Annotated in this window: 12 protein-coding genes; 1 reads left to right on the top strand and 11 read right to left on the bottom strand. The window is 61.7% G+C overall.

Annotated elements, in window-relative coordinates; all coding sequences use genetic code 11:
- Positions 1-97 precede the first annotated feature (97 nt).
- The 10 genes from PQR53_RS10200 to PQR53_RS10155 all read right to left on the bottom strand — a co-directional run bounded on the left by PQR53_RS10200 (position 98) and on the right by PQR53_RS10155 (position 15,831).
- Complete coding sequence (locus PQR53_RS10200; protein WP_408269227.1) at positions 98-1,726, bottom strand: electron transfer flavoprotein-ubiquinone oxidoreductase; 1,629 nt, start codon at positions 1,724-1,726, stop codon at positions 98-100.
- Positions 1,727-2,569: 843 nt separating this feature from the next.
- Positions 2,570-3,502 (bottom strand): electron transfer flavoprotein subunit alpha/FixB family protein, encoded by a 933-nt coding sequence (locus PQR53_RS10195; RefSeq protein ID WP_408398021.1) that lies wholly within the window; start codon positions 3,500-3,502, stop codon positions 2,570-2,572.
- A gap of 21 nt (positions 3,503-3,523) precedes the next feature.
- Positions 3,524-4,273, bottom strand: a complete 750-nt coding sequence (locus PQR53_RS10190; protein ID WP_408398019.1) for an electron transfer flavoprotein subunit beta/FixA family protein — start codon at positions 4,271-4,273, stop codon at positions 3,524-3,526.
- An 80-nt stretch (positions 4,274-4,353) separates the two neighbouring features.
- Positions 4,354-5,100 carry an SDR family NAD(P)-dependent oxidoreductase gene (locus PQR53_RS10185; protein ID WP_408226484.1) on the bottom strand — a complete coding sequence of 249 codons (747 nt, stop codon included), beginning with the start codon at positions 5,098-5,100 and terminating at the stop codon, positions 4,354-4,356.
- A gap of 111 nt (positions 5,101-5,211) precedes the next feature.
- Positions 5,212-6,327 carry a porin gene (locus PQR53_RS10180; RefSeq protein WP_408398017.1) on the bottom strand — a complete coding sequence of 372 codons (1,116 nt, stop codon included), beginning with the start codon at positions 6,325-6,327 and terminating at the stop codon, positions 5,212-5,214.
- Between the two features lie 376 nt (positions 6,328-6,703).
- Positions 6,704-9,115 carry an efflux RND transporter permease subunit gene (locus PQR53_RS10175; RefSeq protein WP_408398015.1) on the bottom strand — a complete coding sequence of 804 codons (2,412 nt, stop codon included), beginning with the start codon at positions 9,113-9,115 and terminating at the stop codon, positions 6,704-6,706.
- A 31-nt stretch (positions 9,116-9,146) separates the two neighbouring features.
- Complete coding sequence (locus PQR53_RS10170) at positions 9,147-10,283, bottom strand: WD40/YVTN/BNR-like repeat-containing protein (RefSeq protein ID WP_408226475.1); 1,137 nt, start codon at positions 10,281-10,283, stop codon at positions 9,147-9,149.
- A 147-nt stretch (positions 10,284-10,430) separates the two neighbouring features.
- Positions 10,431-11,807, bottom strand: a complete 1,377-nt coding sequence (locus PQR53_RS10165) for a DUF1329 domain-containing protein (protein WP_408226472.1) — start codon at positions 11,805-11,807, stop codon at positions 10,431-10,433.
- Positions 11,808-11,836: 29 nt separating this feature from the next.
- Positions 11,837-13,612 (bottom strand): DUF1302 domain-containing protein, encoded by a 1,776-nt coding sequence (locus PQR53_RS10160; RefSeq protein WP_408452737.1) that lies wholly within the window; start codon positions 13,610-13,612, stop codon positions 11,837-11,839.
- Positions 13,613-14,028: 416 nt separating this feature from the next.
- The gene (locus PQR53_RS10155; protein ID WP_408398012.1) at positions 14,029-15,831 is read right to left on the bottom strand and encodes an acyl-CoA dehydrogenase; all 1,803 of its coding nucleotides are present in this window, start codon (positions 15,829-15,831) and stop codon (positions 14,029-14,031) included.
- 318 nt (positions 15,832-16,149) lie between these two features.
- Between PQR53_RS10155 and PQR53_RS10150 the strand changes: the two genes are divergently transcribed.
- Positions 16,150-17,211 carry an MBL fold metallo-hydrolase gene (locus tag PQR53_RS10150; protein ID WP_408226463.1) on the top strand — a complete coding sequence of 354 codons (1,062 nt, stop codon included), beginning with the start codon at positions 16,150-16,152 and terminating at the stop codon, positions 17,209-17,211.
- A 27-nt stretch (positions 17,212-17,238) separates the two neighbouring features.
- On the opposite strand, the gene PQR53_RS10145 is transcribed toward PQR53_RS10150, so the two are convergent.
- Positions 17,239-18,378, bottom strand: coding sequence for a formylglycine-generating enzyme family protein (locus PQR53_RS10145; protein ID WP_408226460.1), 1,140 nt, complete (start codon positions 18,376-18,378; stop codon positions 17,239-17,241).
- Positions 18,379-18,384 lie beyond the last annotated feature (6 nt).

The raw sequence follows: 18,384 nt of genomic DNA, 5'->3' as shown, positions 1-18,384 counted from the left end.
AGAACGATGGCTCGGCGAGGCGATGAACACGACGCCAATGCGTTAATCGCGTGAAATCGGCCATCCTGATTCTGCGGCCCATTTCACGACGTGCCGATTACATATTCGGGTAATTCGGACCGCCGCCCCCCTCAGGCGTGACCCAGACGATGTTCTGCGTCGGGTCCTTGATATCGCAGGTCTTGCAATGCACACAGTTCTGCGCGTTGATGACAAGCCGGTCGTCGTCGCTCTCGTCTTTCACAAACTCGTACACGCCTGCTGGACAGAAACGGGCTTCCGGTCCTGCGTAGATTTGCAGATTGACGTTGATGGGAACGCTTGCGTCCTTCAGCGTGAGGTGAGCCGGCTGATTCTCTTCGTGATTGGTGTTCGAAATGAACACCGAAGACAGGCGGTCGAACGTCAGCTTCCCATCCGGCTTCGGATAGACAATCGGCTTGCACTGCGACGCGGGTTTCAGCATCTCGTGATCGGAATGCTGGTGATGCAGCGTCCACGGCACGTTGCCGCCCAGCAGCTTCTGCTCGACACCGACCATCAAGGTGCCGAGGTACAGCCCCTTGCTCATCCACTGCTTGAAGTTGCGCGCACGATACAGTTCAGTGTGCAGCCACGAGGTCTTGAAGCTCTCCGGATAAGCAGTGAGTTCATCGGCCTGACGTCCCGCCTGCACCGCATCGAACGCCGCATCGGCCGCCAGCATGCCGGTCTTGATCGCCGCATGCGAACCCTTGATCCGCGATGCATTCAGGAAGCCCGCATCGTCACCCACCAGCGCGCCACCCGGGAACACCAGCTTCGGCAGCGACATCAGGCCGCCCGCGGTGATCGCCCGCGCGCCGTACGACACGCGCTTGCCGCCTTCGAGGAACTCGCGGATCGCCGGATGCGTCTTGTAGCGCTGGAACTCCTCGAACGGTGACAGGTACGGATTCGTATAGCCCAGACCCACCACAAAGCCGACCATCACCTGGTTGTTGTCCAGGTGATAGAGGAACGAGCCGCCGTAGGTGTCGCTCTCCAGCGGCCAGCCGGCGGTATGGATCACCAGACCCGGCTTATGTTTCGAAGGATCGATTTCCCACAGTTCCTTGATGCCGAGGCCGTGGACCTGTGGATCGACACCGTCGCGCAGCTTGAACCGGTCGTTCAGCTGACGGCCGAGATGGCCGCGTGCGCCTTCGCAGAACAGCGTGTACTTGGCGTGCAGCTCCATGCCGAGCTGGAAATTCTCGGTCTGCTGCCCATCCTTGCCGATGCCCAGATCGCCCGTGGCGACGCCTTTCACGGAACCGTCGTCGTTGTACAGCACTTCGGCAGCCGGAAAGCCCGGGAAGATCTCGACGCCTAGCGCCTCGGCCTGCTGTCCCAGCCAGCGCGTGACATTCGCAAGGCTCACAACGTAGTTGCCGTGGTTCTTGAAGTTGCCCGGCAGAGCCCAGGTCGGCACGCTCTTCGAACCGGTTTTCGACAGGAACAGGAAGCGGTCTTCGGTCACGTCCACATTCAGCGGCGCGCCTTTTTCCTTCCAGTCAGGAATCAGTTCGGTAAGGGCGCGGGGGTCCATTACCGCGCCGGAGAGAATATGAGCACCGACCTCTGAGCCCTTTTCCAATACGCAGACACCAATCTCCGCGCCTTTTTCCTGTGCCAGCTGCTTCAGGCGGATCGCCGCGGACAGGCCGGCCGGCCCGCCGCCGACGATCACCACGTCGTATTGCATCGACTCGCGCTTGGGGGCGAAGTCATCTTCGAGGACTGTCGAGATACACACTGAACCAGGTCTCCATGCTTATAAAAACGGTATAAGTCGCGTCTCACGCGAGCCACGCGACTTTTTTTAATCTGGGAAAACGTCGACCGGCGCCGCGGACCTGTGACAGTCCCGCTTCCTGCGGCATCGATTAGCCCAAGCGCATTGCTGGCATTCACAAGCGGCTGCCGAGCCAAACACTGGCGCTCCGGCCGCTCAGGCGACGTAAAGAGCCTCGTCGCCTGAAAATTGCCTTGCGCAGTCAGGACTCGTGGCCGGCGAAGCGATGGTTCGTACGATATTCATCGTTGGTCGCTTGTATTCCGGGGGGAATACGCACCACGATCCCTCGTCGTGACGAAAGAAGACGAACGCCAGCGTGCCTGACGGTCGATCGGCTTCCACACACACATAGCGCCACTGCTTACGGCGGGAGTGACTGAAACGGGTCACGCGGGCATGCTTCGCCGCGTCAGGTCCCATCCAATTCTCAACCAGTACGCGCAACGACTTTTCTCGAGTACCCATTTGTTTCTCCGACTACGCCAACGTCCTGTATTACACGGCGCACCAACCCGCTTGTCCAGACAACGGGTCTGCTGGGCCATGCGCTTCACCATGCGCGGGACACTGCAGCTGATGGACGCGCACGCCGATATCGCGCAATGCTGAAGAAGGCAAGCGTGCCGCCGCCACTCCAAGTTTTGCGCACGCTTTAAAGGTACCGTGATGGGCTTCGAATGGCCCCTCCACGAGTGGGGGGGCGTGTCGGTGTGCAGGACTGTGTAGTCGTTAACCTGTCTATGCCCGCAATTAAAGTTCGCTCGCGAGTTCCGGCACCACCTCGAACAGATCGCCGACGAGACCATAATCGGCAACGCTGAAAATCGGCGCTTCCGGATCCTTGTTGATCGCGACAATGACCTTCGAGTCTTTCATCCCGGCCAGATGCTGGATCGCGCCCGAGATACCGACTGCAAGATACAGTTGCGGCGCGACGATCTTGCCGGTCTGCCCAACCTGATAGTCGTTCGGCACGAAGCCCGCATCGACGGCTGCGCGCGAGGCGCCCAACGCCGCGTTCAGCTTGTCGGCCAGCGGTTCCAGAACCTTGGTGTAGTTCTCGCCGTTGCCCAGACCGCGGCCACCCGACACGATGATCTTCGCCGAGGTCAGTTCTGGACGGTCCAGCTTCGTCACTTCGCGGCTCAAGAACTGCGACAGGCCGGTATCCGCTGCGGCTTCGATCTTCTCGACCGTCGCGCTGCCGCCGTCGGCCGCCACCGGGTCGAAGCCGGTCGTGCGGACCGTGATGACCTTGATCGGATCTTGAGATTGAACCGTTGCGATCGCGTTGCCAGCGTAGATCGGGCGTTCGAAAGTGTCAGCCGAAGCCACTGCAGTGATTTCGCTGATCTGCGCAACATCGAGCTTCGCCGCAATACGCGGCGCGATGTTCTTGCCATAGGCAGTCGCCGGCGCGAGGATGTGCGTGTAATCCTTCGCGATGTTCATCACCGTCGCTTCGACGTTCTCTGCGAGGCCTGCTGCGAGCTGCGGCGCGTCGGCCAGCAACACCTTGCTCACGCCAGCAATCTTCGCTGCCGCATCCGCTGCAGCTTGTGCGTTGTGCCCTGCGACCAGCACGTGAATATCACCGCCAATCTTCTGCGCGGCGGCAATCGTATTCAGCGTCGCGGCCTTGATCGACGCGTTGTCGTGCTCTGCAATTATTAGATTCGTCATTTTTTATCTCTCAGGTCCTAACTACAACACCTTGGCTTCGGTCTTCAGCTTCTCGACCAGCGTCTTCACATCCGGCACCTTCACACCGGCGGAGCGCTTCGGCGGCTCGGCGACTTTCAGCGTCTTCAGGCGCGACGCGACGTCGACACCCAGATCTTCCGGCTTGACGATTTCCAGCGGCTTCTTCTTCGCCTTCATGATGTTCGGCAGCGTCACGTAGCGCGGCTCGTTCAGGCGCAAGTCGGTGGTGACCACGGCCGGCAGCGTCAGCGACAGCGTTTCCGCACCGCCGTCGACTTCGCGCGACACCGTAGCTTTACCGTCGGCCACGACAACCTTCGACGCGAACGTGGCTTGCGGCAGGTTCGCCAGCGCAGCCAGCATCTGGCCGGTCTGGTTCGAATCGTCGTCGATCGCCTGCTTGCCCAGAATGACCAGCCCAGGTTGTTCCTTGTCGACCAGCGCCTTCAGCAGCTTGGCGACGGCCAGCGGCTGCAGCTCTTCGTTCGACTCGACCAGGATCGCGCGGTCCGCGCCGATCGCCAGCGCCGTGCGCAGCGTTTCCTGCGCTTGCGTCACACCCGCCGACACGGCGATCACTTCGGTCGCCACGCCCGCTTCTCTCAGACGTACCGCTTCTTCTACGCCGATCTCGTCGAACGGGTTCATCGACATCTTCACATTCGCCAGATCGACGCCCGTGCCGTCCGACTTCGCGCCGACCTTCACATTCGCATCAACCACTCTTTTAACTGCAACTAAAATCTTCACAACCTTCTCCTTGCCTGCTGAGATTCTCTATGGGCAGCGGCACGCGCCGACTCTGAGCGCACGCCACCGCTGAGACATGGCTATCGCGTGCCGCAATCGATGTCGAGTGTGGTCGCATTCAAATAGGCGTTCTCGATCACGTGCTGAACCAGAGCTGCGAATTCGCTCGCTTTGCCCATGCGCCGCGGGAACAGCATTTTCTCGATCAATCCGTCCGACACCTTCGGCGGCATACCGGCCGACATGCCCGACTCGAACAAACCCGGTGCAATCGACACGACCCGAATACCGTGCTCCGCGAGGTCGCGCGCCACGGGAGTGGTCATACCGATCACCGCGGCCTTGCTCGCGCTGTAAGCGGCCTGCCCCATCTGCCCCCCGCGAGCCGCACCCGATGCGGTGTTGATGATCACGCCACGCTCGCCGGTCTCTTCCGGTTCGTTGGCCGTCATCGCGAGCGCTGCATGGCGAATCACATTAAAGGTGCCCGTCAGGTTCACGCCGATCACGCGGTTCCAGAGATCCGACGGAAAAAGCTGGCCTTTCGAAATCGTCTTGCAGGGTCCGAGCACGCCGGCGCAATTGACGGCGATATGCACATGACCGTATTCGTGAACGACCGCATCGATGCCAGCCTTCACACTGGCTTCGTCGGCCACGTCGACGGCAATCCCTTTGATGCCCGTGCCGAGCGCGTCGTCAAGCTTCGTCTTGTCCAGATCGAAGCCGACCACCGTGGCACCCGCCGCCGCCAGCGCCTGGCAGGTGGCGAGCCCGAGGCCCGAAGCGGCGCCCGTGACGACAGCTACCTTGTTTTGCAGTTTCATCTTTCTTCCTCATTCTCTACGTTTGTACGTTCAGGATGCTGCGCAATCGGACGACTCCTCTGCAACGCAACGGCCCCCACCAGGCACCCCCTCGGATCGTGCGCGTGCCCGTCAGAATCGATGCATGATGCCGAGCGCGAAAAGGGTCTGCGACGTGCCTGTCCCGGTCACCGATACCCCTGGCCAGCTCGCCGTCGCGCTGCCGTGGTTCTTCATATAGCCCGCACGCATGTAGACGCTCGTGCGTTTGGACAGGTTGTGATCAGCGCCCAGCTCTATGCCAACCGTGTTGTCGTGAGCGCCGCGCACGTTGCGCTCAACCGCGGCCACCTCGATCACGTCCGCCGCGGTGGCCTGAATCGTCGCGCCCAGTTCGGCCACGCTGACCGAATGCCCCGCATTGAGCTGCGCCGCCGGCGAACCCGCCGGCGCATTGCCCGGCCGGGCATAGGTATAGATGAACTGGAGATTCACGATGCCCAGCCGGTACGCCAGTGCGCCCGTGAAGTGCTCCGTCGGCAGCAGATTCAGCGCAGCCGGCAGCCCGGGGAACGTTTCAGTGCCCGCATGCTGGTTCTGATACGCGAGGCCTGCGTAAAGCCCATAGCCTTCGTAGGTCACCCCGACATCGAGGACATCGCCCGAAGTGACCGGCACTGGCTGGGTCACCGTGTCAGGAAGCGCGTACATCGCATAAAACTTGAAACCGCCCAAGACCGGCGAGCGGTACAAGATCGAGTTATCCACCCGCCCTGCCGGGTATTGGGTAGACAGGGTCCGCTTGTCCACCGGCAAGATGCCCGCCGAGAACGGCGACAAGATTTCGTTGCCCCGGAACGGCTCGGCGAAATACGCGATCCAGAAACTCGGCTGATATTGACGCCCGAATGTCAGCGTGCCGTAGTGGTCGCTCGCGAGTCCGACCCATGACTGACGCTCGAAAAGCTTGCTGCTATCGACAAAAAATGCGCCGTTGTTCGCCGTGAAACCGCTTTCCAGATCGAAGATCGCCTTCAGTCCGCCACCCAGATCTTCACTGCCCTTCAGGCCGATCATCGACCCCGTGCTGCCGCCGCTTCGCTCGGAGATCGAAGTCTTTCCGCCGTTATTCAGGTACTGGACGAACGTATCGACCACCCCATACAGCGTCACGTTTGACTGCGCCGCGGCCCCCCCTGCGGCGAGCATCAATGCGGCCCCGCCCATACTCCGACTGATAAAGCGCATACAACCTTCCTCTTTGTGCCTATCGCGCCGGACAGACGCGCGAAGCAAACTCAAGCAAATGCGTAACAGCTGCGGATACCTTCGCGGACGCCGTGTAACGGACGCCGTGTAACCCTCTGACGTGCTGACATGCCAGTTGGCATGGAAGAAGGATAGGGACCCTCCCGCCTGGATGCCCCCCTCCCATGTAGGGGGGTTGCCGCAGCCCAATATGCCGGGGGGGGGGGCGTCGCCCCTATGCCAGTGGCGGACGCGGCACCGGCGTCAGGGTGACGCCGTGCCTGCCGCGTGCGGGAAAGGCCGTCGCACGGGCGTCGCCTCGCGCAACGGCCTCGTTGCAAACGGTTACGGGACGGCGCCTCGGTCGCGCGTGGCGCTATTCTCTGGCGAGAACTTGCGATGCCGCGCTCTGCGGTACCTTCCGATGATTCAGCAGGAAGTATGACAACGCGGGAATCAGCACGAGCGCGCCCACCATGTTCCACACGAACATAAAGGTAAGCAGAATGCCCATATCAGCCTGGAACTTGATCGGCGACCATGCCCACGTCACCACCGCGACGGCAAGCGTGACGCCAATCAGCGCAATGACCTTGCCGGTAAAGCTGAGCGCTCCACGGTAAGCGTCTTCGAGCGAAGCGCCCTGCCGCAGCATCGTCAGTTGAACACTGACCAGGTAGAGCGCGTAATCCACGCCAATGCCGACACCCAACGCGGTCACCGGCAGGGTCGCGACCTTCACGCCGATGCCGAGCATCACCATTAACGCCTCGCACAGAATCGACGTAATGATGAGCGGCACGACGGCCACCACCACCGCGCGCCAGCTACGGAACGTAATGAAGCACAGCACGATGACCGCGGCATAGACGAGCAGCAGCATCATCCGGTTGGCCTTCTCGACCGCGATGTTCGTCGCCGCCTCGATCCCGGCGCTGCCGGCCGCCAGCAGGAACTGGCGGTCACCGGCGTTATGCTGGGCCGCGAACGCTTCGACCGTCTTCACCACCCGTGCCAGCGTCTGCGCCTTGTGGTCAGCGAGGAAAGCGACGACGGGTGCGACAGCGCGGGCGCCATCCACCAGTTCAGGGTTCGCGACATAGGCGTTGTTGACGGCGTCGGTCGATATGGCGGGATCGCGGCTGATGGTCATCCAGCGCGGATCGCCTTCATAGCCCGCCGCCGTGTAGCGACGGCTCAGACTGCTGATTGAGGTCGTCGTCTGCACACCCGGCAGATCCCGCAACTGCTGCTCGAGGTTGTCCATTTCGATCAGCGTCTTGAAGTCGTTGATCCCGCCGGGCGGCGTCTTCGTGATCACCGCGAACTGGTCGGTCGACAGGCGATAGTGGCCGGTGATGTACGCGTTGTCGCGGTTATACCGCGAGTCCGCGCGCAACTCGGGCGCCCCCGGATCGAGATCGCCGATCTTCAGATGCTGGCCGATGAGCAGCCCTCCTGCCGTGAGCATCCCCGCTACCAGCACAGCCCCGCACGCATAGGGGCGGCGCGTGAACGGCATGAGCAGCCGGATAAGCGCGTTCTGATCGCCGGCACGCAAACTGCGCGTGGCAGCGGCGCGCGTCACGCCGGTGTAGGACAGCAGCACCGGCAGAAACACCAGATTCGTAAAGATCAGCACCGCCACGCCGACGCTGGCGGCAAGTGCGAGGCCGCGGATCACCGGAATGTCGATGAGCATGAGCACGGCGAATCCCACCGCATCCGCCAGCAACGCGGTAAGCCCCGCAAGAAACAGACGGCGGAACGTGTAACGCGCCGCCACATAGCGGTCCGTGCCACGCCCGATATCCTGCATGATGCCGTTCATCTTCTGGGCGCCATGCGATACGCCGATGGCAAAGATCAGGAATGGCACCAGAATCGAATAGGGATCGAGATCGACGCCCAGCAGCCGAACGATGCCAAGCTGCCACAGCACCGCTGTCAACGAACAATAGATGACGAGTGCCGTGCTCCGGACGCAGCGTGTATAGGCGAAGATCACCGCCGCCGCAATCGCCGCCGCGATACCGAAATAAACCGCGATCTGCATCAGCCCATGAATCAGGTCGCCCACCACCTCGGCAAAGCCGATCACGTGAATGCTGATGTCGTCGCCGGCATACTCAGCGCGGATCTTCTCGATTGCGTCGTACACCGCGCGCGCGTCGAGCGGTTTGCCCGTATCCGCATAGTGGTCGAGCAACGGCACAAAGATCGTGCTCGACTGCTGGTCATTGCCGACCAATGAACCGACAATGCCGGCCCGCGCGACGTTCGTGCGCAGTTGACCGAGGCTGCCGGCCGATCCGTCATAGTTGTCCGGCATCACCGGGCCGCCCTGGAAGCCGTTTTCCGTCACCTCGGTCCACCGTACCACCGGCATCCAGAGCGACTTGACGAACGACCGGTCGACGCCCGGAATCACGTAGATCTTGTCATTGACCTGCCGCAGGACCTTGAGATACTTCTGGTCGTAGATGTTGCCTTTACGGTTTTCGACCACGATGCGCAGCGAGTTGCCGAGGCCACGCAGGGAGCCGATGTTCTCGAGATAGTTGCGGATGAACGGGCTCGACTGCGGCATCATCCGTTCGTAGCTCGCACTGACGGTCGACTTCGCCGCCTCAAAGCTGAGGAACGCCGTCAGGATCGCACACAGCACGACGATCCATAGCCGATGATTGAAAATGAGCCGCTCGAGGCGCGAGCCGGATTTCGATTCGAAATCCTCACGGTTCTTCAGAACCGGCATTGAATCGATTCGTTCAGTGTTCAGTGACATACCTGTATTCTTTATCCTGAAGCGGGTGCGATTACCGAAGCGCGGCGAAACTCACGCCATCGAGACCTGACAAAACCAGCGTGCTGCCCGCTAATGCCTGTACCGCAGTGATGAGCGTCGGCCGCGTGGACTTCGAAAGGTGAAGCGCGTTTGCCGATGCGTCAGCGGTTGCAATCTCACCGGCGCTGCTCACGAGCGCAAAAGTGCGAAGCCCTGGCACATAGCTCGCGCCGGTCACGGTGCCATGCAGCGGACTTTGCATCGCACGCCATGTGGCGCCGCGATCGGCACTGCGATAGACCGTGCCGCGCAGCCCGTAGGCGAGCAGCACGTCCTCGTTGCCTGTCACGCCAAAGAAGCTTCCTGCATAGCCTGTATCAACGCGATGAAACTTTCCCGTGTCCGGATCGAGCCAGAAGACGGTGCCTTTTTCGGCGGCGATATACACCTTGCCCGCCACTTCACGGATCGCGTCCAGATGCAGAAACTGTGGATTCTCGATACGCTCCAGAATGGGAGCCCAGGTTTTCCCGCCATCGTCAGTCGCGATAGCCATGCCGAACGGCCCGACGGCGAATCCATGCAACGTATCCCGGAACACCACGCCGAGAAGCGGCAGCGACGGTCCCGCTTTGTAGTTCAGTACCAGTTGATCCAGGTAGGGTTGCAACGTGGCATCGCCGGCAGCAATGCGCGTCTTGTAGTTTTCAATCAGCGCCGTGGCGGCCATGCGGCCGTCGAACTGCTTGATCCAGGTCTTACCGCCGTCGGCGGTGTGGAGCACAACGCCATCGTGGCCGACCGCCCAGCCTTCCAACGCCGTCGGAAAGCTCAGCGCGAGCAGATCGCTTCTGACCGGCGAGCTCACCTGGGTCCACGTCTTGCCGTTGTCGTCCGACATCGCAATCAGGCCACGCATGCCGGCCACAACAAGCCGCGTCCCTGCACGCACGACCGACATCAGGGGTCGCCCAGCGATGCTTCGGTGCATCACCGCAGCCTCATCCAGCGGATCGACAAACGGATCCTTGTGCAAAACCACACCCGCGCTCTGGTGCGCGCTCGTGTCCGACAACGATTGCGCCGCGACTCCGCCAGAGCTCGCCATCATCAGCGCGCCCAGCAGCAGACTCCCGCGGGCGATGCCCACAAACGTTTGCTGAAACATGTTTCACCTTCGATCATCCGATGCCTTTTCCAAGGCATCCGCAATCATGTCGTATCGGGTCCCTGCACTCCCGGCCGGAGGCGGCGTGCAGCCGCCATCCAGCCGGGAAGCAGTCCGTACACTACCCGCCGGACTGCGGTGCGAGCATTAGCGGAGGCCGGTTCCCGCCATGCCTGCTGGCGTAAACAGCATCGGCTTTTCCAGTTTTTCGGCCACACGGACTTGCATGGGACCACTCAGGCTAGCCGTACCGGCGACAAAGTAGTTCCCCTTTTGCAGGTCGTAGAAGCCCAGCGAAGTGGCGAAAACGCCGCCGCCATCGTCGTAGTAGTTGAATGAATAGTCGAGACCGACGCGCCACAGCTTGCCATCCTGGCCGAAGCCGTCTGATTCGCTGAATGCCCAGCTATCCTCGTCGACATAGAAGACCCGCTTCGAATACGCATGTCGCGCATCAGCCTTCAACGTGGCTTCCACGACCCAGACACGATGCCGCTCCCAACGCACCGCATCCGGTTTGGTGTGCTTGGGTCCGAACAGGTCATCCGGCGGAATTTGCGAAAGCTTGTAGTTGTTATACGGAATGAACACTTCCTTCTTGCCGATCAGCTTGAAGTCGAACCGGTCCATCCGGCCACGGAAGACCGCAGCCTCGTCCCAGAACGTGACGCCACCGTAGCTCGCCGCAGGGGTGTCGTATTTGTAGTCGGGCGCCATGCGGGTGCGACGTTGCGCGGGAAAATACGCCCAGGTCGTCTGATCGGCTTCGGAATAGTTAATCGGGTAGTCCACCAGGATCGACGTTCCTGCCGTCGTCGGCGGGGTCTTTTGTTGCACCCACAGCCGGTCATATGACCCGGTGAAGTTCTTGCCCGCCAACGCGCGGTCGTAGTACGGCCGGAATTCAACAATATCCAGAACCGGCAGATCGGTGCGTCCTCCCGAGGTATCGACCAGAAAGGCGCCCACGTTCCTCGCGTCGTATTGCGTGCGCTGATAGTTCAGCAGCGCGTTCCACATCACCTCGTAGCCGTTCTTTGGAATCGGGAATGGAATCCCGCCGAATGCCCCCTCCACGCCGTCGCCCTCGATCTTGCCGGTCAGCTTCGCGCTGGTGGCGTTCTTAAGCGTGTTGTCGAGCACCCATTGGGGATAGCGGATCGTGCGATGCGTCGGATAGACATCGACGCGGTAGTCGGGAAACCGCTTGAGCAGCGCCTGCACGCCCGGTGTCAGCTGGTCGGCATATTGCGACATGTTCGCCGCGGTGATGCTGAAGGCGGCCTTTTCACCTTTGAACGGGTCGGGCCATTTGCCGCTATTGGGCACAAAGTCCGCCGGTGCCTGGGTAAGGCCACCGGTGTACTCCGGAATGGTGCCGTCGGCACTCGCCGCCTTCTGGGCGCCAAACGCGGTCAGCGTAGTGCCGAGCTGTTTGGCCTCGTCTGCCGATACCGCCGCGAATGCGCCGGCGCCGTGCAGCGCCACCAGACCGGCAGCAGCCAGATGAATCCAGATCTTCATGAATGTCTCCACTATCTTGTTGGTGCGAATCAGAACGACGATTGAATCGTCAACGACACCCACGGGCGGTCGTTGAGATCGACCAGCCCGGCGGCCCCGCTGTTGTCATAGGTCAAGCCGCTCGGGGTCGTCGAAGTACCATTTACGTGCGCGTGATAGCCGTTGTAGGCCAGCGTGACCGTGGTCTTCTGGCGAATCAGTGCCTGGACGCCAATGGAGTAGATAAAGAAGCCCTGCCCCCCGCCCGCTGGGCCAGGGTTGATCGGATTGTTCCCATAGAGGCCGCCCGTGATCGAGGTCGGCATACTCAGATCCACGCCCGGGAACACCTGAAGCCATTGCGGCTGGAATACGACGCCGGCGCCCACATAGTTTTTGGTCGAACAGCCCGCCCACTTGTTGTTGGAGGGGCAGCCGCCATAACCCAGACCGTTATAGATCGACGCATTCTGAGTCACGGACATGAGATGCGTGTACGACAGTTCGGCAATCAGCGTACCCGTATCCCAAAGGGGCGAACGCGACAAAGGCACGATTGCATTGGCGACCAGGTTCAGCACATCACCCTTCGCGCCTTCCGTCTGGGTCGCTATGTTCGAACTCAGCGCGGTGTTGAGGGCCGTATTGCGCCGGTAGGATGCTTCGAATCCCGTGGCCACGCTGCCGATCGTCGTGTCGAGGCTATAGCCGAACAGCTGGACGCCGCGGTTATAGGCGAGGTGGTAGTCGGTCGGCAGGGAGGTATGCAACGCCGGGAAGCTCTTCCAGTCCGACAACACCCAAGGCTGCGCTTCGTCGAAGCGGCGGAAATAGAAACCCATCGCGCCGTTCATGAAACTCGGCGTCCAGCTCGTCTTGAGGCCGAAGTTGTTGTCCAGCTGCGGCGGCGTGTTAGCCGTGCCCTGGGGGATGACATACCCAAACGGGCCGCCCGGCGGCAAACCAAACAGCGGACGCACCGCGCCTGGCAACGTCGTAACAAAGAGGCCCGATGGCCCCTGGGCAACCGCGTCGTTCGCCTCGAGGTAGGTGCCCCCCGTGCCAAGACGATTCGCCTGCCAGCCGAGTTCGTACTGTCCCGACACGGACACCTGCGGTGTCACCTGTGCTGTCAGGCTGACCTGCGGACGCGGCAGGAGCAGTTCCTTGGTCTGCGTGCCCGGCGAGTTAAGTGCCTTGATCCCGTCAGTCGCGCCCTGCCCATACGAAATGCCCTGGGTGGGAGACAGGAGGGAATTACCCCAGTACTCGGTAAACTGCCCGGCCTTGAAATAAATCGCCTTGCCGCCGATCTCCGAGTTGTAGAAAGCGAACCCATCCAGCAGCTGCGCGCCCTCTACGTAGTATCGGTTCGTATAGGAGCCGTACTGCCCGTTCGGATAGGCCCTGATCGACTGATAGGTGACGCCGGGCGCATACATGCCCGGGTTCGTCGCGTCGCCGCTGCCGTAAGCAAAATCCTTCCATGCCGAGCCCGACAGTTTGAAACCGACGTACCCCTGATAAGCCGCGGTGAACTCGGACACCGCCGACAGCCGGTTGGTGACAATGTCGCCGGCGTGCTTGAATTTGTAGTCCCCGTCATCGAAGTTCGGATTATTTCCGATCATCGGATCGACGCCCTCGGTCCGCATACCGATGTTGTAGCTAACGGTGTTATCCCAGTTGACTTCCCAGTCAGAAGATCCAGTGTCGATCCTGAACGCGTGCGCGTAGATCGGCATGACGGCCGACACCAGGCCCGCGAGAATTGTCAGCCTCGGCAGTTTCTGCACCCAGTCCCCTTGCTTTGTCTTGCGAAACATCTTTTTGTCTCCTGTTGTCCTGCCGGCTAAGTTCACACTCACGCGCAAACCCCGATACTCTTATTCAGACAGGGCTACGCCGGTTGCCGCTGCGGGTGAATCAGGCAATCTCGATCCACCGTCTCGACGCCCGCTTGTATCGAACTCAACGCAGACTTTTATGTTGTTAGTCACGTCTCAACCTGTCACTGCGATCCTCAGTCGACCTCCTCTGAAATCTCGAACGATGGATTTGCTTTTCCATACGACAGCCGTATCAAACAGCTAAGTGTCAGATTGCCAGCACTCCCCTATCCCCTCCCCTGTAAAAAGGAGGGGGCGGGTTTACTAGATAGCTTGCAAAGGGCAGCACAAAAGAAAAAACGGCGCCCGCGTGGCGCCGTTTTCTGCGTATGGACGAAGGGGGAGTCAGCCAGTCAAAACTGATCCTCGGCGAGCGCCAGTACACCTTCACCGCCCCGTCCGCTGAGGATTGTCAATTCGAGCGCTATCGCCTGGGGCAACACGTGCGTGGCGTAGAAATGCGCCGTGGCGATCTTCGCGCCGTAAAACGACGGATCGTCGGCCATCCTGTCCGCCGCCACCAGCAGCGCTCGTGCCATTTGCCAGCCGCACAGCACGATCCCGGTCAGCTTCAGGTACGGCACGCTCCCAATGAACGCCGCATTCGGATCACTCCTGAAGTGCGCGATCATGAATTCGATTGCGTTCGCGAACGCGCCCCGGCCCGCCGCAAGATGGCGATGCAGCGCCGGGAAGGCAGCACTCGACTCATACGAAACGTGTGCCTGCAGCGCCGCGAGCGTTTGATCGATCTGCGCAAGAATCGTCTTTGCGACCTCGCCGCCGTCGCGCACCGTTTTACGGCCGACGAGGTCGTTGGCCTGGATCGCCGTGGTGCCTTCGTAGATCGGCAGAATGCGTGCATCGCGGTAGTACTGCGCGGCGCCTGTCTCCTCGATGAACCCCACGCCGCCATGCACCTGCACACCGAGGCCCGTCACTTCGAGCGAAAGCTCCGTACTCCACCCCTTGATGACCGGCACCAGAAATTCATAGAGCGCATGATGTTCGGCGCGCGTTGCCGGGTCCGGATGACGATGCGCCATGTCGCAATGGCCGGCCGCGACGTACGCGAGTGCGCGCGCCCCTTCGGTTAGCGCGCGCATCGTCGCCAGCATGCGGCGCACGTCCGGATGATGGATGATCGCGACCGCGTGCCTCGCGGAACCGTCGGAGGGCCGACCTTGCACCCGCTCCTTCGCGTAGGCGGCCGCCTTCTGATACGCGCGGCCCGACACACCGAGGCCCTCCATGCCGACCGAAAATCGCGCCGCGGTCATCATGATGAACATGTATTCGAGGCCACGGTTTTCCTCGCCGATCAGATAGCCGGTCGCACCGCCATTGTCGCCATACTGCAGCACGGCAGTCGGGTTTGCCTTGATGCCGAGTTTGTGTTCGATCGATACGCAATGCACATCGTTGCGCTCGCCGAGCGAGCCGTCCTCGTTGACGAGGAACTTGGGGACGATGAACAGGGAGATGCCCTTTACACCTTCGGGTGCGTCGGGGGTGCGTGCCAGCACGAGGTGGACGATGTTATCCGCCATATCGTGCTCGCCCCACGTGATGAAGATTTTCGTGCCGAATATCTTGTAACAGCCGTCGCCCTGCGGCTCAGCTCGCGCGCGCAGGAGCGCCAGATCGGACCCCGCCTGCGGCTCGGTCAGATTCATTGTGCCGGTCCACGTACCCGACACCAGCTTGGGCAAATACAGTTGTTTCTGTGCCTGCGAACCGGCAATCAACAACGCTTCTATTGCGCCGTCCGTGAGAGACGGACACGCTGAAAACGACAGATTCGCGGCCTTCAGCATCTCGAGGCAAGGCGTCGCGATTAGCTTCGGCAGCCCTTGGCCACCATATTCGACCGGATGCATGACGCCCTGCCAGCCGCCTTCGGAGAACTGACGGAAGGCCTCCTTGAAGCCGGCCGTCGTCGTCACCTTGCCGTCGAGCCAGGTGCTCGGATTCCTGTCGCCTTGTGCGTTCAACGGCGCCACCACTTCGCCGCAGAACTTCGCGATTTCCGCGAGCACGGCCTGCGCGGTCTCCTCGGTCGCATCTTCAAAGCCCGGCAACGTCGCGACGCGGTCAAGACCCGCCAGTTCTTTCATCACGAACATCATGTCCTTGAGTGGCGCGATGTAGCTCATGGTCTTTCTCCTCTTTGGAATGGGAAACTGGGGCACGTGCTGCGTCCGTCCGCGTGCCAACGCGCACCGCTCGTCTGGCATGCAGGGCGGCAGCACGTCGAAGTGGGTCCAGATTTAAGCATCTTTCAAGCGCTGTGCCTCCCCCTCGTAAAGACGGGGCGCCCACGCGCGGCATGCGCGGTTCGCACGCCGACAGAGACGGGAAAGTGGCTGGCACGTCGCCCCCCCCGAACGGAGGGTGACATTTCACTCGAATCGCGATACATGTCTTACGGGTGAAGCATCCTGTAGATCTGCACACGAAAGGACACAACAACGATGACGGACAACCACAGCAGCGATACCCGCGGCGTGCTCAGCTATCCCTGCGGTACGCCGCCGGAGCGCGGCGATACGCGCGAGGTCGCACCCGGTGTGCAGTGGATACGCATGCCCCTGCCCTCGGCATTGACCCACATCAACCTGTGGACGATTGCGGACACGGATGGCTACACGTTGGTCGACACGGGCGTCTACAACGAGGACACGACTGCCGCGTGGAACGAGGTGCTGGACGGGCCGCTCGCCGGACAGAGGCCAAGCCGCGTCATCGTCACGCACATGCATCCTGACCACGTCGGGATGGCGGGATGGCTCACGCGCAGGTTCGAATGCCGCCTCTGGATGACGCGCCTCGAATATCTCAATTGCCGCGTGCTGGTGGGGGACACCGGTCGCGCAGCGCCGGACGAGGCGATCGCTTTCTATCGCCGCGCGGGCTGGGATGAAAACGCGATCGGCGCTTACCGGCAGCGCTTCGGCGGCTTCGGCAGGATGACGTCGCCACTGCCAGATAGCTACCGGCGCATCCAGGATGGCGAGGTGATTCGCATCGGCCAACACGAGTGGGAGGTGGTGGTCGGTTCGGGCCATACGCCCGAACATGCGTGCCTGTACTGCCCGTCACTGCGACTCCTGATCTCGGGCGATCAGGTGCTGCCGCGCATTTCTTCCAACGTCTCCGTGCATCCGACCGAGCCCGATGCCGACCCGCTCGCCGATTGGCTCGCATCCATCGAAAAGATCCGGCAGCGGGTGCCGAACGATGTGCTGGTACTGCCCGCGCACAATGAACCCTTTGTCGGACTGCACGAACGGCTCGATCGTCTCGCGTCCAGTCAGCGGCGCGTGCTCGCGCGACTGCACGCGGCATTGCAGTCGCCGAGCCGAGTGATCGACGTATTCGGCACCCTCTTCGCGCGGGCGATCTCGTCGACGGATGCTTCGCTGCTGGGACTCGCTACCGGCGAGAGCATCGCCCACCTGAACTACCTCGTGGCCCGTGATCAAGCCTCGATCGAGACGGACGGGGACGGCGTCGCGTGGTATCGGGCCCGCTAACGGCGGGCCCGATATGTAGCGCCCGCGCTACTTCGCGTCGGGCCTGTCGCGTTCACGCTTCCATTCGCTCTCGTCCATCGCGAGGCGGAAGCCAAGATGCGACATACCATTCATCGGATCCGTACCACGCCGCGCACTTGTCCGGTAGCTCATGCAGTACGTCTCGCTGCACAGAAACGAGCCGCCACGGGTCACGCGAGCGGGTGCGTAAGCGGTCTCGCCCAATGCCGGGTCAAAACTGTTCGACGGGCCTTTCGGGTCCGTGACGACGCGCGCACTCGCCGCTTCGATACGAAACGCGTCCGCGCGATACCAGTCGCCGACCCACTGCCAGACGTTGCCGGCCATGTCGTACAGACCATAGCCGTTCGGCGCGTAGCGGCCAACGGGCGAGGTGCCGACCTGCACCTTTTCATGGGTGCCGCGCGCCGCGGTAACAGGAAATGGCCGGGACGCGTCGTCCCACGTATTGGCCATCTTCTTTCCGCGCGGTGCAAATTCGGCTCCCCACGCGTAGTCGGCCTGCTCGAGACCGCCTCTTGCCGCGTATTCCCACTCCGCCTCGGTGAGGAGCCGCTTGTGTGCCCACCGTGCGTAGGCTTGCGCATCCTCGTAGGACACCTGCACTACGGGATGTTTGTTTTTTCCCGTGATATTGCTATCGGGTCCAGTCGGATGCCGCCAGTTTGCGCCCGGAACGAACTTCCACCAGCGAGAATAGTCCTCCAGCGGTACGGGCGCGTCTGTTCCGGCAAACACCAGCGCCCCTGGCACGAGCACGCTGTCGGCAGGCTTCGGGGTACCCGGCGGCAACTGCACGGCCAGGTCCTCCCAGCGCGGCTTGCGCTCGGCGGTCGTCACGTAGCCCGTCGCAGCGACGAAGCGCGCGAAATCCGCGTTGGTGACGTCGTAGCGATCGATCCAGTAACCACTCACTTTCACCCGATGAGCCGGGCCTTCGTTCGGCTGAGCGTGCTGGTGATCGCTTCCCATGGCGAACTCGCCACCGGGAATCCAGACCATGTCGCGCGGACCGGTTTTGCCATCGCCAACGCTGAGCGCAACGGGCTCCTTGTTGTATTGATAGGCCGCGACAGCAGAGCTTAGAATGAGCGCGGCCAGCACCGCTGCGAACCCGATGTGTTTTCGTCTCTTTGCTGGAATCATTCTGAA

The organism is Paraburkholderia fungorum, assembly GCF_046027605.1.
Lineage (GTDB): Bacteria > Pseudomonadota > Gammaproteobacteria > Burkholderiales > Burkholderiaceae > Paraburkholderia > Paraburkholderia fungorum_F.
The sequence above is the reverse complement of the archived record's forward strand: the minus strand, read 5'-3'. Positions and strand labels throughout refer to the sequence as shown.

Bases quoted from the DNA above. Each gene is read 5' to 3' on its own strand.
- PQR53_RS10200 (WP_408269227.1), bottom strand. From the start codon at position 1,726: ATGCAATACGACGTGGTGATCGTCGGCGGCGGGCCGGCCGGCCTGTCC.
- PQR53_RS10195 (WP_408398021.1), bottom strand. From the start codon at position 3,502: ATGACGAATCTAATAATTGCAGAGCACGACAACGCGTCGATCAAGGCC.
- PQR53_RS10185 (WP_408226484.1), bottom strand. From the start codon at position 5,100: ATGAAACTGCAAAACAAGGTAGCTGTCGTCACGGGCGCCGCTTCGGGC.
- PQR53_RS10180 (WP_408398017.1), bottom strand. From the start codon at position 6,327: ATGCGCTTTATCAGTCGGAGTATGGGCGGGGCCGCATTGATGCTCGCC.
- PQR53_RS10175 (WP_408398015.1), bottom strand. From the start codon at position 9,115: ATGTCACTGAACACTGAACGAATCGATTCAATGCCGGTTCTGAAGAAC.
- PQR53_RS10170 (WP_408226475.1), bottom strand. From the start codon at position 10,283: ATGTTTCAGCAAACGTTTGTGGGCATCGCCCGCGGGAGTCTGCTGCTG.
- PQR53_RS10165 (WP_408226472.1), bottom strand. From the start codon at position 11,807: ATGAAGATCTGGATTCATCTGGCTGCTGCCGGTCTGGTGGCGCTGCAC.
- PQR53_RS10160 (WP_408452737.1), bottom strand. From the start codon at position 13,612: ATGTTTCGCAAGACAAAGCAAGGGGACTGGGTGCAGAAACTGCCGAGG.
- PQR53_RS10155 (WP_408398012.1), bottom strand. From the start codon at position 15,831: ATGAGCTACATCGCGCCACTCAAGGACATGATGTTCGTGATGAAAGAA.
- PQR53_RS10150 (WP_408226463.1), top strand. From the start codon at position 16,150: ATGACGGACAACCACAGCAGCGATACCCGCGGCGTGCTCAGCTATCCC.
- PQR53_RS10145 (WP_408226460.1), bottom strand. From the start codon at position 18,378: ATGATTCCAGCAAAGAGACGAAAACACATCGGGTTCGCAGCGGTGCTG.